General features: G+C 65.0%; 8 protein-coding genes. 6 read left to right on the forward strand and 2 right to left on the reverse strand.

Features of this window, described 5'->3' with window-relative positions:
* Window positions 1-213 precede the first annotated feature (213 nt).
* A complete protein-coding gene (locus tag G3480_RS13180; RefSeq protein WP_164654357.1) occupies window positions 214-873 on the reverse strand; it encodes a TetR/AcrR family transcriptional regulator in 660 nt (219 codons plus the stop codon).
* Window positions 874-933: 60 nt separating this feature from the next.
* Here G3480_RS13180 and G3480_RS13185 point away from each other — a divergent pair, with 60 nt between their 5' ends.
* Window positions 934-7,743, forward strand: a complete 6,810-nt coding sequence (locus G3480_RS13185; protein ID WP_164654358.1) for an autotransporter outer membrane beta-barrel domain-containing protein — start codon at window positions 934-936, stop codon at window positions 7,741-7,743.
* A gap of 705 nt (window positions 7,744-8,448) precedes the next feature.
* Window positions 8,449-8,934 (forward strand): class I SAM-dependent methyltransferase, encoded by a 486-nt coding sequence (locus G3480_RS29520; RefSeq protein WP_420824623.1) that lies wholly within the window; start codon window positions 8,449-8,451, stop codon window positions 8,932-8,934.
* Window positions 8,935-9,100: 166 nt separating this feature from the next.
* On the opposite strand, the gene G3480_RS13195 is transcribed toward G3480_RS29520, so the two are convergent.
* Window positions 9,101-9,802 (reverse strand): class I SAM-dependent methyltransferase, encoded by a 702-nt coding sequence (locus G3480_RS13195; protein ID WP_164654360.1) that lies wholly within the window; start codon window positions 9,800-9,802, stop codon window positions 9,101-9,103.
* Between the two features lie 496 nt (window positions 9,803-10,298).
* Between G3480_RS13195 and G3480_RS13200 the strand changes: the two genes are divergently transcribed.
* The 4 genes from G3480_RS13200 (at window position 10,299) to G3480_RS13215 (ending at window position 16,216) form a co-directional block, all read left to right on the forward strand.
* Window positions 10,299-10,463: a TraI domain-containing protein gene (locus G3480_RS13200; RefSeq protein WP_276611704.1), complete on the forward strand. Its 165-nt coding sequence runs from the start codon at window positions 10,299-10,301 to the stop codon at window positions 10,461-10,463.
* Between the two features lie 285 nt (window positions 10,464-10,748).
* Window positions 10,749-11,915 carry a cysteine desulfurase family protein gene (locus G3480_RS13205; protein WP_240905798.1) on the forward strand — a complete coding sequence of 389 codons (1,167 nt, stop codon included), beginning with the start codon at window positions 10,749-10,751 and terminating at the stop codon, window positions 11,913-11,915.
* On the forward strand, window positions 11,916-12,815 hold the full coding sequence (locus G3480_RS13210; protein ID WP_164654362.1) for a DUF4007 family protein: 900 nt from the start codon (window positions 11,916-11,918) through the stop codon (window positions 12,813-12,815).
* Window positions 12,812-16,216 carry a hypothetical protein gene (locus tag G3480_RS13215; RefSeq protein WP_164654363.1) on the forward strand — a complete coding sequence of 1,135 codons (3,405 nt, stop codon included), beginning with the start codon at window positions 12,812-12,814 and terminating at the stop codon, window positions 16,214-16,216. Before G3480_RS13210 ends, G3480_RS13215 begins: the two co-directional genes overlap by 4 nt.
* Window positions 16,217-16,342 lie beyond the last annotated feature (126 nt).

Consider the following 16,342-nt stretch of genomic DNA (forward strand, 5'->3'; position numbering starts at 1 on the left):
ACCACGCAAGGCGGAGAGCCTCAAGAGCGCTCGGAAGCCGTCGCTCACGACTGACCGCTGCTGGACGGGTAAATCCTAGAAGCGGCAGCTCGAGCCAGCGTTGTCGGAGGGTGCTCAGGACCCACAACAGACAGTGTTTCTACCAACAGCGACGTCGGCAATCCACTCCATAGCGGACGTCTTGGCGGATTGAACTCCTATGGAATACGTCAGCTAGCCGAAGGCTCCGTACAGACGCAGGAAATCGTCGGTTGTGCGGCGCAAATGGGCGTCGAGTTCAGCCTCGGGCACGCAATCGATCAGATTCAGCATCAGTCGCATCCGGAAGGTACCAAAGGACAGGTTGATCAGCTGCCAGGCAGCGGTGTCCAGCTCATCAATGCGCAGATCGCCGCGCGCGCGCAGCGCTTCGAGCAGGGCAACGATCACCGCGTGACTCTGCCGCGGGCCGTTCTCGAAGAACTGCGCGGCCACTTCCGGATGCTCGGTGGCCTCGTACTGCACCACCCGGCACATCGCGATCACCGCTGGATCCAGTACCAGCTGCATCAGCCGCCGGATCGTCCGAAACAAGGCCGTGCGCGCATCCTCGTCGACCTGGAGCAGCGCGCCTTCGAGTCGGCGCGTGCGTGACTGCCAGCGGGTGCAGGCCTCGAACAGTCCCTCCTTGCTGCCAAAGTGCGCGTAGACCGTCCGCTTCGAGACACCGGCGACAGCAGCGACACGATCCATGCTGATGGCCTGGGGGCCTTGCTCCAGGAACAACCGCGCGGCGGCCTGCATGATCGCCGCACGTTTGGCTTCGCTGCGCGGCCGGCCGCGGCCCGAGCGTGGAGGCGATGGCGCGGTCTGTTGTTCGGAAAAGGCTGTCATGTGGTCTAAACTGATACTGCCCTGTTCAGTTTACTATTTGGCCGTAGGAGGCTATGCCCGATGAGCGCCCAACATCCTAGCACCGACAGCGGCGATCGCCACGCCGGATTCCCGCTCAAGGTCATTGGTTGGCATCGTGGTCTTGGGCCGCTCTTGGCCTGCTGCACTGTCCTCACGGCAGGCGCGAGCGAGCAGGTCGATCGGCCAGGGGGCGCCGTCACGAATGCCAATGGCGGTCCCGACCTGCCGAGCGTCGTAGCCGTCGAAGGGGCGCTGGGGTCCTGTGCAACGCCAGCGAGCGGTAGCGGGCTGAACTGCACTCTTTACCTGCCAGCCTTTCCATCCAACACTTATGTGACCGGGATCAATCCGGTCACCTACAACGTCAGTCCGTTCCAGGATCAGTATCCGCTCGACGTGACGCTGCAAGGCAGTGCAACCGCGGGCGGTGCAACCGCCCAGTATCTGACCCTGGGCTCCCTGGGCCAGTCCGCCGGTTCCTATCCCGCGACCTCCGGCGGGACGCAGTTCGTCCCGGCGCAGGGGCAGCAGAACGGCTCCAGCATCACGCTGACCAATCAGGCCGCGCTGACCATTGACATCCAGACGCCGTCCGCCCTCGCGCTAACGACCAATCCTGCGGGCGGTCCCGCGCTTGCCGGCGGCGGGGTGCTCGCCGCCGCGTCTGTTGGACCCGATGGTTATCCCGCCGATGAGACGGTGCAAGCCGACTTCAACGGGGGAGACGGCGGCACGGTCACGATCATCAACGCCGGTCAGCTCGAGGTTCAGAACAACTCCGAATCGGGCGTGGCGCCACCGCCCGCTGGCGCGGCCTACACACCGATGGCCTACACCGGCATCGGCGCTTACTCCATCGGCGGCATGGGCGTCGGCAACAAGACCCATGACGACGATATGGCCGGCGACGGCGGCGACGGCGGCACGGTGAGCATCACCATTGATGCCGGTGGCAGTATCGGAATGGACGTCGGGAGCAACGCGTATCCAACCTATGGACTCAATGCCTTAAGCCAGGGCGGCCAGGGTCAGAGCTGGCACATCACGAATGCGATGGGCGGCGATGGCGGAAGCGTTCAGATCGATCATCAGGGGCAGATTGAGCTGAGCGGGTCCGCGACCGAGGTAGTCGGCATTCGTGCGATCTCCTTAGGCGCCGACTACAACGCCTATAGCTACAGCTCCGGCGATCACAGCGCCGGCGCCGGCAATGGTGGCGCGGTCGAAGTGACCTTGACCGGCGGCTCGATCATGCTCAGTAACGGTGGCCTTGGCATCCTGGCAACCAGCGCCGCCGGCAATGCCGAACCCGGCCTCGGTGGCGCCGGTGGCGCGGTCAGCATCGACCTTGACGCGGACAGTAGCATCAGCGTCAACGGAGGCACCAGCCTCTCGCTCGGCGCGCTGGCGATCAGTGCCGGCGCCCTGTCCGATATCGATCCGTTCTCGGTCAACACCGCGAACGCCGTCGCCCCGGGCACCCCGGGGCAGGTTACGCTGAAAAGTGCAGGCGAGGTGACCACGACAGGCAGCATGGGCATCGGTCTGGCCGCGCTCAGCGTGGGCGGGGCCAGCTTTCTGACCAATGCCGATGCCAATGCGCAGAACACCCTGGGTAATGTCGGAACCTTGACCAATGACGACCAGGTCTCCGGACAGGCGGTGACCCTGACCAACACCGGCAGCGTGCAGACCAGCGGTGACAGCGCCTTCGGCCTGCTGGCCCTCAGCGGCGGCGGTGGCGGCGGGCTGCTGAATCAGGACAGCGACGGCCAGTCGGCCTACCTCGGCAGCCAGGCGACGGCCGACAGCCCGGGCGGCAACGGCGCCGAGGTCAACCTGACCCATGGCGGCAGCGTCACCACGGGCGCCGCATCCGGCGGCGGTGATGCGGCCATCGGCATCGTCGCGCAGTCCATTGGCGGTGGCGGCGGCAGCTCCAATGCGCCGCCGGTCTTCGTCGGCGCCAAGGATGCCGACGGCAGCGGCGGCGGCAGCGGTGGGACGGTCAATGTGAGCACGACCAGCGGCAGCACCGTGACGACCTACGGACACAACGCCCAAGGCATCCTGGCCCAGTCCATCGGCGGCGGTGGTGGCAATGGCGCCAATGCCTGGGGTCTGGTCGCCGCGCTCGGTGGTCAGGGCGGCAACGGTGGGGACGGCGGTGAGGTCAATGTGACGCTGAGCGACGATGGCAGCGGCGCCATCACGACCGCCGGCCTGTTCTCCAAAGCGGTACATGCCCAATCGATCGGCGGGGGCGGCGGCAACGGCGGCAGCGCCACGAGCTTCTATCAGCTCGCATCGGTCGCGATCGGTGGGGCCGGCGGTAGCGGCGGCGACGGCGGTGCCATCGACATCACCAATCAGACCCGCTTGCGGACCAGCGGCAACCAGGCCATCGGGTTGCTCGCCCACAGCATCGGCGGTGGCGGCGGCGACGGCGGCGCGGCCTCGACCTATGACGTCGGCATCATTACGCTGGCGATCGCGGTCGGCGGCAACGCCGGCAATGGTGGTGACGGCGGCAGCCTGAGCATCGAGAACGACGGCATCATTCAGACCGGCTGCATCACCTCCGCCAGCGGCTGCGGCTATGGACCGACCATCGGACCACAGCTCGATGGCGCCGACGCGGTGGGCATCCTGGCGCAGTCCATCGGCGGCGGCGGGGGCACCGGCGGCAGCGCCGCGGCCAAGTCGCTCGGATTGCCGGCGGACGACATCCCGACCATCACCGCCGACTTCGCCATCGGCGGCAGCGGTGGCGACGGTGGCAGCGGTCAGGCCATCTCGGTCAGCAATGCCGGGCAGATCCAGAGCGCCGGCGACGTCTCCTACGGGGTCTTGGCCCAGTCCATCGGCGGTGGTGGCGGCAGCGGCGGCGACGCCACCGCGGCGTCCTATGCCATCGAGGGCGAGATGCCGACGATCAAGCTCGCGGTCAGTCTCGGCGGCAGCGGCGGCGGTGCAGGCGGCGGCGGGACCGTCACGGTGGGCAACGGGCCGACGACGAATTGCCCCGGCTGCGATGGCGGCATCCAGACCCATGGCCAGCATGCCACCGGCGTCCTTGCGCAGTCGATCGGCGGCGGTGGCGGCACCGGCGGCACCGGTAGCTCGAGTGCGTCCAGCCCGAATCTGGGCGATGACACCGACACGGCCATTGATGTCACCACTGGCGTCGGCGGCTCCGGAGGCGACGGCGGCGACGGCGGATCGGTGACCCTGACCAATGCCGCCAGCAGTCGGATCATCACCACCGGCTCGACCGCGCGCGGGCTGCATGCGCAGTCCATCGGCGGCGGCGGCGGCGATGCCTCCGGCGGCAGCGCCGCGGCCAGCGGCGATACCTTGCAGATCAATCTCGCGGTGGGCGGCAAGGGCGGCTACGGTGGCGATGGCGGCGGCGTCAGCATCACCAACGCCGGCAGTATCGCGACCGGCGCGACCCAGACCAACAGCGCCGGCCAGACGGTGGTCACCGGCGGCGATGCCGTCGGCATCTTGGCCCAGTCCATCGGCGGTGGCGGCGGTAGCGGCGGCAGCGCCGACCCGGCCGCCAGCATCGGCAAGGCGGGCCAAGTCGAGGACTGGCTCAATCCCCCGGACAACAGCTACAACGCCAATGTCGGTGTCGGTGGAAGCGGCGGTGTCAGCGGCAACGGCGGCGTTGTCAGCCTCACCAATGCAAGCGGGGCAACCCTCACCACGCTGGGCACACGTGCGCACGGCATCCTCGCCCACTCCATCGGCGGTGGCGGCGGCAGCGGCGGTGCCGCGACCTCGTCGTCCAACGCCGTCTTCCTGGGGCCGACGACAGACGACGAGGGCAACGCGAAGGCCGGCACCTACACGGCCACCGTCAGCGTCGGCGGAGGTGGCGGCAGCGCCGGCGATGGCGGCCAGGTCGGCATCGCCAACCCGGGTACCATCCAGACTGCGGGTTACGGCGCCTACGCTATCCTCGCGCAGAGTATCGGCGGTGGCGGCGGCTACGGCGCCGAGGGGACCGTGGACAACAGCTCGACGATCGGCTTGGGCGCGGGTTGGGATGGCAATGGTGGGGCCGGCGGTGATGGCGGCAGCGTTAACATCACTCAGTCCGGCCAGGGGCTGACCTGGACCGCCGGCGATGACGCCTTCGGCATCCTGGCGCAGTCGATCGGTGGTGGTGGCGGCAGCGCGAGCGCCGGCTGCACCAATTCGGTCGCCAGCGTCGACCTCGGCAACAGCGCCAGCCTCTGTCTCGGCAATAACGACCCGTCGACGATCTGGGACGACAGCAGCGATCTGTCCATATCCATCGGCGGCACCCTTGGTGCCTATGGCGACGGCGATACGGTGACGGTCACGCTGCAAGACAGCAGTCAAGTGCTGACCACTGGCGCCCGCGCCGTCGGCATCCTGGCGCAGTCCATCGGCGGCGGCGGCGGGCAGGTCAGCGCCCTCTACGAAAGCTACGAGCATGGCCTCGGATGGCTGGCACCGAGTTCGGGGCAAATCAGCGGCAATGGCGGCGATATCGATATCAGCCTCGACAGCGGCGCCAGTGTGACCACTTACGGCGACGGGGCCTGGGGCATCGTCGCTCAGTCCATCGGCGGCAGCGGCGGCCTGCTCGGCGATCTGAGCCAGGCGCTCGATGCCAGCGCACTCTGGGCCAATGGCGGCCCGACGGCCAGCGGTACCCAGGATGCCAACGCCGGCGACCTGAGCATTAGCATCGATGGACAGGTAGTCACCCAAGGCGATAACGCGCATGGCGTCGTTGCGCAGTCCATCGCCGGCGGCGGCGGGATCGCGCCCGGCGAGTACGTTGGCCAAGCGGCCTTCGCTGAAAGCGACTATCCGGACGGTGCCACGCCGCACTGGGGCGTCAACGGGGCCATCGACATCAGCGTCGGCGCCGGCGGCGTCGTGAAGGCCACCGGGACCGGGTCCCACGGCATCCTCGCCCAAGCCAGCACCGGCGGAGACTATACCAACACGGCGCCCATCACGGTCTCGGTCGCCGGCACCGTCACCGGCGGCCACAACGGCTGGGGCATCCTGGTCGCCGGCGGCAGCATGGGCATCGCCGCGAGCACCGGCAACACCGTCACCATCGCATCCGGCGGCGTCGTCGGGAATGTCGACGGCATCGACGGCGGCGCCATCCAGAGCGTACTTGGCCGGACCAATATCACGATCGAGGCCGGCGGCACCCTGAGCGGCACCGTCGATCTGGGCTCGCAGAGTGCGCCCGGCTCCGCGGCTCCAGACCTCAACGGGATGATCAATAACTCAGGCATCTTCAATGCCGGATCGTCATTGAGTCACGTCCAGAACTTGACCAATGCGTCTGGCGGCCAATTCAGCATCGGCGGTGACGGCACCGTTGCCACCACGACGCTCACCAACCTGGTGCAAACAGCCAGTGACGACGTCTCTCAGACCGCGCTGTTCAGCAACCAAGGCGACTGGCATGTCGATATTGACGCCCTGGGTGATCAGACCGCGGATCTGATGCAGGTTTATGGGCAGCTCGTGATCGATGGCGGCACCATCGTGCCGCTGGCCAATAGCCTACTGCCAGGCCCCTATCTGATTGGTCAGGTGATGGGGGGCGACGGCACGCCGGCCATCAATGGCGCACCCGGGTTTGCGGACAGCCTGCTATTCGAGTGGGCGCTGAACGTGGATGGTGCCAATCTGACGCTGGTCCCGACGGCAAACTTCCAGGGCGGGAGCGGCCTGATCAAGGGCTCCGATGGCGCGGTTGCGAGCCATCTCAGCAGCCACTGGAACGCGATGAGCAGCGCGAGCACTAGCGAGCAGCAGACCTGGGCGCCGGTGTTCGGCACGCTGGCCGGGATCAACAACAGCACCGACTATAGCAACCTGCTCGCGCAGCTCTCGTCGCAGAACATCGCCGCCGATGCCAGCGACCTGGCCGCAAGCGCCCGTGCCGGGCTGTCGGCGTCCTTGAGCTGCCCAGGTTTTGCCGGTGACGGCACGCTGCTGACCGAGGGCACCTGTACCTGGGCTAGCGTCATCGGCGAGGACATCCATCGTGACGGTGATGCCCACAGCCCCGAGTACGACATTAGAAGCTCTGGCCTGCGCATCGGCGGACAGTACGGGCTCGGCAATGGCTGGTTCCTCGGCGCCTCCGGTGCCTATCGCGAGACGACGACCGAGATGCACGACATCGCGTCGCGTAGCAATGGCGAAGCCTTCGATTTCAGCCTTGCGCTGAAAAAGCAGTGGGAGCGTTGGCTGTTCGCGGCGGCGCTCAACCTGAGCAAGCAGTGGTCCGACAATCGGCGGTGGTTCCAGTGGCACAACGAGCAGGCGGAGCTGACGAGCAGCAGCGATGCCACGGTCATCGCCGGGCGCCTGCGGGCGGCGTATACGCTGCCGTTGGAGGGCTGGTACTTGCGGCCCTACCTCGACCTGGACATGGTCCAGAGCGACAGCCCATCCTTTCGGGAGTCGGGAGATAACTGGTACGGGCTCATCATCGAGTCCAGCAGCAAGACGACCCTGGCGATGTCGCCGATGCTTGAGGCCGGCGCGCGCATCGATCTTCAAGATGACTGGATCGTCAGGTTGTACCTTCGCGGCGGGATGACCTGGCTGGATGACCCGAGCTGGCAGCGAGAGGCCCGGTTCATCGGCGGGCCGGCCTCGGCCGGCTCTTTTACCACGGAGCGTCGGCTGCCAAGGCGTGTGGGGACCATCGATTTCGGTGTGCAGGTCTATCAGAACGAGGGTTTCGAGGCGCGCCTCGAGTATGGAATGCAGTCCGGCGACGGCTATCTCGCGCACAGCGGCGGCCTGCGGTTTGCGTATCGCTTCTGAGCGACGATGAGCGGCAACTCATCGCTACTGCCCGCGCTTCGGGTTCAGCGTTTGGCATCTCTCCCAAACTACCGAGGCATGGCTGCCGGCAAACCCGTTGCCAGAGTCGTGTCAACGCCCGCTCGGTGGCGTCGTTTCGGCCGGGCTGGCTCAGTGATGCGAAGGGCTGTCGGAGAAACCTTGGGGAGATGGAAAGACCGACTCGATCTCATACTCATAACAGGAAATGGGGCATTCTAACGGCTTGATTTTTTGAGCATTCAACGTCCGGTTTGTCGGATTGAGCAGACACTCCTTGTCAAGATGAACGTGACCGCAGTTGGCCGATTCCGCCCTGTTCTGCCTACCGGACTGAGTGACCGTTCCTGGGACTTAGAAAGTGTCCATCAATTGTTTCCCGATGCGAGCGATGCCGCCCGAAATCCCCCCTAGCCCCCCCTTTGCGAAAGGGGGGGAAGTTGTTGATGGACGCTTTCTTAGCTCCTTTTTGGCCGCTACCAACCTCAGACCCTTATGACTACATCGATCATCATTCTTCTGGCCATCATCGCGACTGCGCTTGTCGCGACCACATGGCGCTTCTCTTCCCGTCGTCTTAGCCTGCCCTGTCCGGTTTGGCTGCGTTGGCTCGTCGAACTCGACAACCCCTTCACAAAGACAAACCGAGCGGCGTTCATTGTCGAAACGCTTGACCTCGCGCCTGGGATGCAGGTTCTGGATGCGGGATGCGGTCCGGGTCGCCTGACCGTTCCTCTAGCCAGTAGTGTTGGCCCGACCGGGCGTGTCGTTGCCTTAGACATCCAGCCCGGAATGCTGGCCCGAGCTCAGACAAAGACGGAGGCTGCCGGTCTCACGAACGTCGCCTTTGTCACGGGTGGGCTTGGCGAGGGCAAGCTCCCCGCCAATCACTTTGATCGCGCGGTCTTGGTCACTGTCCTTGGGGGGATTCCCGACCGCGCGGCCGCGCTCGCCGAACTCTTCGGCGCACTCAAGCCCGGCGGGCTTCTGGCCGTCGTTGAGGTCATCTTCGATCCGCACTTCCAGTCTCGTCGCACCGTTGCGGGCCTGGCGATCCCAACCGGTTTTCGTGAGCGAGCCTTCTTTGGTCACCGCTTGGCGTATGTCATTCACTTCGAGAAGCCAAATGGCGGCGAAGCCGACGTCCAAGCCACTGAGCCGCGATTCTTATAGGGCGTGCTCGGCGTTTTCTCGGAAGCCAAGGTCCAGGCCAATCGTTCGGCGTTCTGGGGCAATGAGACGCGAGTGGCTCTGGGGCGTCGGCGGTGATCGTCCGGGTGACGCAAAGGCGTCGGTCGCTTCCCGCGTCGTGCCTCTGGCGCTCGGGCGAGGCGGTGGATCAGGGGTTGCCTTTGCGGAACCGGATGAAGAAGTTCTCGCGCAGCTCGAGCGGCTCATCGATGAGGACAAACCCGGCCTGCGAGACCTCCTTGATGACGGTGCGGCGATCAGCCCGGACATGCTCGAGGATCCACGGCGCGCTGATGTCCGGCTCCCGTCGGTAGTCGATGATCGCGAGCACGCCGCCGGGTGCCAGTGCTTCGCGGATAGCGGCGAGCATCGCGTCCGGATACTCGAAGTGATGGTAGGTGTCGCACAGGAAGACCAGATCGACACTGGCGGGATCTAACGCGACGCTTGTCTGCTGGTTGACCACCGGCACCACATTCTCGAGTCCTTCGGCGCGTGCACGACGCCGAATCGAGTCGACGAAGGATTCCGAGATGTCCACCGCATAGACCCTCCCGCTCGGACCCACCGCCTCGGCAAAGCGCAGTGTGAAGAGTCCGGTCCCGGCGCCGACATCGGCGATCCGCAGTCCGGGAGGAATCTGCAGCGCCTGCAGAATCTCGAAGCGCCGGTCGAAGACCTCTCGGCCGCTGCGCTCGAAGATGGATTCCCAGCGCTGGGGGTCGGCGCCATGGTAGTAGGCGTTCATCTCAGGTCCGACTGCTGGGGATTCGGCGACCGCCAAGAGCGGAAGGACGAGCAGCAGAGCGACCACTAGCGCTGAGCTGCGGATCAATCGGGCGATGGGCATCAGGCGTTCACCTCGTCTTCGGTCGACATCATCGAATGCTTGGCGTCGGTCAATCTCAGCGGGAGACCTCCGCGAGCAGCTCTGGGCGAAGCATCCAAACCAGCGTCCGTGTCACGCTCCAGGTCCGGCCTGTTTCAGGACATCGGTGAGCCGTTCCTCATCCCGCAGGCGTCCGCGCCGGGAGCCGAGTGCGCCTCAGCATAGCACCAGCGTCCAGTCGCCGAGCAGGTCCTGAACCAGATCGACCAGGTCATAGCGATCCTTCTCCGCATGGATCCAGCGTTGCATGGCGTCCGCCCACCAGGAAACGATGGTCCAATGATGGCACAGGATCGGTTGATTGCAGGCTGGACCCTTTCAGGCTGATCAAGAAGGTGGTCCTCGGCGCACAAAAAAGCCCTGCCAAGGGCGGCAGGGCGAGGATGGCCGAACAGGAACTGGAGCGCGGGTCGCTGCGGTCAGCCCCTGGGCGTGGGCCGCCTCTGGGATGGCGGCGTTGACTCTCCCTACCGCGATGCCGACCTTGCCGCTCATCGAGCGCTATGCCGCCTTCGCCCATCTGCTCCGGGCTTTGGAAACCCAGCATCATCGCGGCGCCGGCGGACTCTTCCGCCATGGGCTCGAAGTCGCCTTCCAGTGCAGAGCTCCTGAGATGCGATGACGCGCACATAATTGACTGTTAATCTGCACAACTGCTCAGGTATCTGCCAGTATCTCGCTTCACCGGCAGCGAGAGACGAGATCTCCAGCTGGCTCGACTTCAGAAGCTGTCTGGAAATCATGGTCGAGACATTTGTAGGGGCGAATTCATTCGCCCTTGGTCCGGCGGTTGGGCGAATGAATTCGCCCCCCACACGTTTTTCCAGACCGCTTTTCAGGAACCCCCCTGATCGGATCAGGACGAAGCCATCATTGCCGTTGGCTTCGCGCATGAATGGAAACTAGATTGGACGCGAAGAGTCTGCCTCTTTATCTCGACACAGCGGCGACCACGCGGATTGCGCCCGAGGTGCTGGCCGCCATGGTCGAGCAGCTCGAAAATCCGCGCACCTTCGCCAATCCCTCGTCCTCAGCCCATGCGCAGGGACAGGCCGCCGCAGCAGTCGTCGCGGGCGCGCGCGCTGAGGTGGCCGCGGAGTTCGGCTGCGACCCCGATGAAGTCATCTTCACCGCAGGCGCCACCGAGGCCAACAATCTCGCCCTACGCGGACTCGCGCTGGCCCATGCCGAGCAGGGTCGTCATCTCATCACCTCCCGCATCGAGCATCATGCCGTGCTCGCCTGTTGCGAGTCGCTGGAGCGCGACGGGTTCGAGGTCAGCTACCTGCCGCCCGACCGCTGGGGGCGCATCCCACCCGAAGCGGTCGAGGCGGCCATCCGGCCCGACACGCTTTTGATCTCCCTGATGCACACCAACAACGAGACCGGCGTCCTGCAGCCGATCGAGGACGTTGCCGCATTGGCTGCCGAGCACGGCGTGCTGCTGCATGTCGACGCGGCTCAAGCGGCGGGCAAGCTCCGGATCCGGCTCGACGAGACGCCGATCGATCTCCTGTCGATCTCGGCGCACAAATTCCATGGCCCAAAGGGAATCGGCTGCCTGATCGTGCGCAACCGACGTCAACTGAGGTTGCGTCCGCTCATGTATGGCGGCGGACAAGAATTCGGACTGCGTCCTGGCACCTTGCCGACCCACCAGATCGTCGGACTCTCTGCCGCACTCACACTGGCCGCGAGCCGCCGCGGATGCGATCTTACGCATGTCGCCCAGCTCAAGCGTCACTTCATCCAGTCGCTCGCCACCCGGCTGAAGATCCAAATCCACGGCCATCCCGAGCAGGCATCGCCCTACATCCTCAATCTCAGTCTCGACGGGATCGGCAGCGACGCCTTGATCAACCAGCTTGCTGGGGTTCTTGCCATCGCCTCCGGCTCCGCCTGCTCATCGGGCACCATCGAGCCTTCGCATGTGCTGCGCTCCATGGGGATCGAGGGAGCAGACCTCTATGGCGCGGTTCGGATCAGCTTCGACCGCGCCCATTCGCTTGAAGACATCGCGACGGCCGTGGACAACATCGTCGCGGCGGCTCGTCGCCTACAGGAGTTGAGTTAGTTGAAGCTGAATCGCGACAAGTCCACCTTCGGCCGGCACGAAACCTTTCCGCTGCGCCATGCCTGGCTGACCAAGGGAATCGACGCGCTCCGCGAGACGCCCGATATCTTCAGCGTGCCAGAGAGTGCCATGGTCGTGCTCGGGGTTGGACGCAACATGGCGAACGCCATCCAATATTGGCTGCAAGCGAGTGGCGTCGTCGCCTTCAAGAACGGCGTCGGAGAGCCAACGGAGCTGGGCGAGGTTCTGCTCGGCGATCAGGGCGATCGGTATCTCGAAGACGAGGCGACGCTGTGGATTCTCCACTGGCTGATTGCCTCCAACGCCCAACAGGCGACCGGCTTTTACTGGTTCTTCGACCGTTTTGCCATGCCGCGTTTCGAGGACCGAGAGGCACTCTCCGCGCTCACCGAGTTCGTCGATCAGGAGTTGAAGGCGCGTCGCTCGGCCAGCACGCTGAAATCTGACATCTCGACCCTTCTGCGGATGTACGCCCCGACCGCCGAGCGTGGCGATGATCACCTGGACTCCCCCTTGGGCGACTTGGGCCTGATCGAGGCGGAAGCGGGTCGACACTACCGCAGCCCGCGGCTCGCGCGTGCCTTCCTACCCCCGATCGCCCTGCATTTCGCGCTTGCCCAGCGCTTTCAGGCCGACCCCACGCAGCCCGCGCTGCCCATTCGTGTGCTGCTCTATGGTGGTGACGGATGGGCGGCACCTGGCTCAATCTTTCGTCTGAACGAAGAAGGACTCATGAGCACCCTCGAACAGGTCATGGAAGGCTACCCCGAGAGCTACGAATTGCGCGATACCGCTGGCCTGCATCAGCTCTACCGTCGCGGCGCGATCGAGAGTCCGCTGGACCTACTGCGCGGCTACCATCGGAGTCAGGCGGTATGAGCACCTTGGCTCGATCGATTCGGATTCGAGGCGTCTATACCCGCTCGATCAACTTGCCGCGCGATGGCGAAAATCTGGAGCTGATCCAGTCCTATCTGCCGACCTCGCGGGCGCTGCAGGCACTCACTCAGTTCATCGAAGGCATGGAGCGGGAGACGGCCGGGCGTGCTCAGGCGCTGATTGGCCCCTATGGCTCCGGAAAGTCGGCCTTCGGTCTCTTCCTGTCCGCGCTGGTCGCCCCAGGACAATCGCGTGCGCACCAGGCCGCGCTGAGCACCTTGCGCACCCATGCTCCAGCCCTGGCAGCGCGCCTTCAGAAGGCCTTGAGCGGATCGCGTGGCTTCCTCGTCATCCAGATCAACGGCCTACCGGACTCCGTGGTGCGCCAACTCCTGCTCGCACTCGCCGCCGCGGCCAAGAAAGCGGAACTGAACGCCAAACTGATCGACGACATCCGCGCCGCCGCCCAGCCGGGCTATCCGATGGACGATGTCCTGACGCTGATCCGTCGCGTCCAGCGTCTTTGGTCCGATGCCGGTGGCTCGGGTCTACTCATCGAGATCGACGAGCTGGGCAAATTTCTGGAGTACGAGTCCCATCATCCCCAGCATCGTGAGATCCACCTGCTGCAACTGCTGGCCGAGCAGGCCCAGGAACCAAGCGCCGCGCCCCTGCATCTGGTGGTCATGCTCCATCAGGCCTTCGAGCATTACGCCCACCGCCTTGGTAAACCGCTGCGTGAGGAATGGCAGAAGGTCCAGGGGCGCTTCGGTGCGATCGCCTTTCTGGAGCCCGCCGAGCAGGCGCTGCGCATCGTCGCCGCCGCCTTCGAGCGCGACGGTGCGCTCAGCTCCGACCTGAGCAACCAACTGGCGCAGACGACCGAAATCCTGGCCACCGAGGGTGCCTTGCCGGCGGGGCTCCTCAAGGCTCCAGCGCAAGCCCTGTTTGCGCGCTGTTATCCCCTGCACCCGCTGACGCTGCTGATCTTGCCGGTTCTCTGTCAGAAGGTCGCCCAGAACGAACGCACGCTCTTTTCCTACCTCGGCAGCCATGAGCCATTCGGATTCGGCGAGCGGCTGAGTAAGCTCCGTGCGGGCGATTGGATCGAGCCCTGGGAGCTTTATGACTACTTCATCCTCAACCAAAGCGCCGGTTTCTCTGATCCGCTCACCTACCATCGCTGGATGGAGGTCGTCACCGCCCTGGAACGCTTCGACGCCGCTCCCGAGGATGACGCGGTCAAACTCATCAAGACCGTCGGACTGTGCAACCTGATCGGCGCGCAACGCGGACTCAAGGCCAGCCAGCCGCTCCTGGCGCTGCTGTTCGGGGCCAGACTGGATGCCCTGATCGAGCGTCTCGAACGCGCCTCGATTCTCCAGTTCCGGCACTACAGTCAGGAATACCGGGTTTGGGCCGGCAGCGACTTCGATCTGCGTGCCGCGCTCCAAGAGGCCGTCGCCGAACAAATCAACCTCCCGCTCGCCGAAACCCTCAATCAGCTCTCGCCTTATAAACCGATCGTCGCGCGTCGCTCGACCATCCAAACTGGCTCGCTCAGAAGCTTCCAGCCGACATTTATCGCCCGCGACGGCTGGCCACCCCAGGTTGAAGACGAAGGGGCCTTGCGGCTCTGGTTCTACCTTGCGGAGGAGCACGAGGAACCGAATCTCGGCGCGATCCCGAAGAAAGGGGTCGTTGCGCTCTGTCGCTTCACGGACCGACTACGCGAATCGCTCGTGGAATGGATTGCACTGCGCGAGCTGCCGAAACGGCACGCGACCCTGCATCAGGATCCTGTCGCCCAGCGCGAGCATCGCGCCTGGCTTGCAAATGCCGAGCGCGAAACCTCGCAACTGATTCGTGCCCTGCTGGAGACACCCGGTGCACTCACCTGGTTTTGGGGTGGAGAAGAGCGCCCCGTGAGTGATCGGCGTGATCTCCAGCGCCAACTGTCGCACTGGGTGGATACCCGTTGTTATCCGGATGCCCCCTGGATCCGCAACGAACTCATCAACCGCGATCAGCCATCGGCTAGCGCCAATACCGGACGCAAGCGCTTACTCGCCGCCATGCTCGCCGCGCCTGATCAGGCTGACCTAGGCATCGCCAAGACACCCGCCGAGAAAAGCCTCTATCTCTCGGTCCTCAAGGAGAGCGGACTGCATCGCGGAGTCGAGGGGCGTTATGCCTTCTATCCGCCGCCCGATGTCGGCCCGAGACCGGACCCATGTCGGCTGCGCCCGCTCTGGAATGCCATCACCCTGCAGCTCGGTGAAGCCGCTGGGCGGCAGGTCGGCTTGACCGAGATCTACGCCAATCTGCAGCGCCCGCCCTTCGGCGCGAAGCTCGGCCCGCTGCCGGTGCTGATCCTGGCCTATCTCCTCGCCAACCGGCGCGACGTGGCGCTCTATCAGGAAGGCGTTTTTTGCGAGACGCTGACCATCGATCAGGCCGAGTTGCTCTGTCGCCGCCCCGGACTCTTCTCACTGGAACGCTTTGCGCTCAGCGGTGTGCGGGGCGCCTTGTTCGACCGCTACATCCGCTCCGTGGTCGGTCAAGTGCGCGAGGACGCCAGCCTGCTCGACATCGCCCGCCCGCTGGTGCGCTTCATCGCGAACCTGCCCGAATACAGTCTCCATTGCACTGGCGTCAGTCCCGAGACCCAAGCCGTGCGCGTGGCCTTCAGGCAAGCCAGCAGCCCCGGCGTCCTGCTCTTCGAGGCGCTGCCCGCCGCCTGCGGCCTGCCTCCCACCGCCTTCGCCAGCGCCGCGGAGGACCAAGTCGAGCCCTTCATCCAAACCCTGGTCAAGGCGCTCCATGAACTCAAGGACGCCTATCCCTCCTTACTGGAGCGGTGGCGAGAGCAGCTCAGCCTGACCCTGCTGGATCGGGATCAGATGGGCCTGAGCGATCTGCGCGCAGCTGTGGCCGAACGCTACAGTGGTCTCGATCGCTACACCCCCGACCGCATGGGCCTAGGCGCCTTTGTTCGGCGTCTCTGCGATCCCGCGCAACGCACCGACGAATCCTGGCTGGAGTCGGTTGCGACCCTCATCGGAAAGGCGCCGCCGGCCAAGTGGAGGGAGGAGACGCGTCTGCAAGCTGAACTGCGGTTGCATGAGCTGGCCACTCAGATGAAGGACCTGGAACGACTGCGCCTGGCCATGCCGAACGAGTCCATCCTCAATGGGGCGGTGTTACTGAAACGGGTAGATGCCAAACAGGGTGAGATCAGTCGCGTGATTCAGCTCACCGCCGATCAGCAACAGACCGCCGCGAGCAAGGCGGCCAGCATCGCCGAGGGCCTGGCTAATCTCGATGAAACGGTGCGGCTCGCGGTGGTCGCCGCCCTGTTCGAACAGATGTCAGGTAACGGCCAAACGGAGTCGGGTTAGCGCAGCCTAACCCGACCACGGAACCGAGCGACAAAATGACCCATCTCCATCATGTGGGCTAAAGCGGAATTGAATCATTGTATCGTCAGTGGTCATATTGAGTAGCGTAAGCATGTCTTGGAACGA

Origin of the sequence: Thiorhodococcus mannitoliphagus, from assembly GCF_010915725.1 — a bacterium.
Classification (GTDB): Bacteria; Pseudomonadota; Gammaproteobacteria; order Chromatiales; family Chromatiaceae; genus Thiorhodococcus; species Thiorhodococcus mannitoliphagus.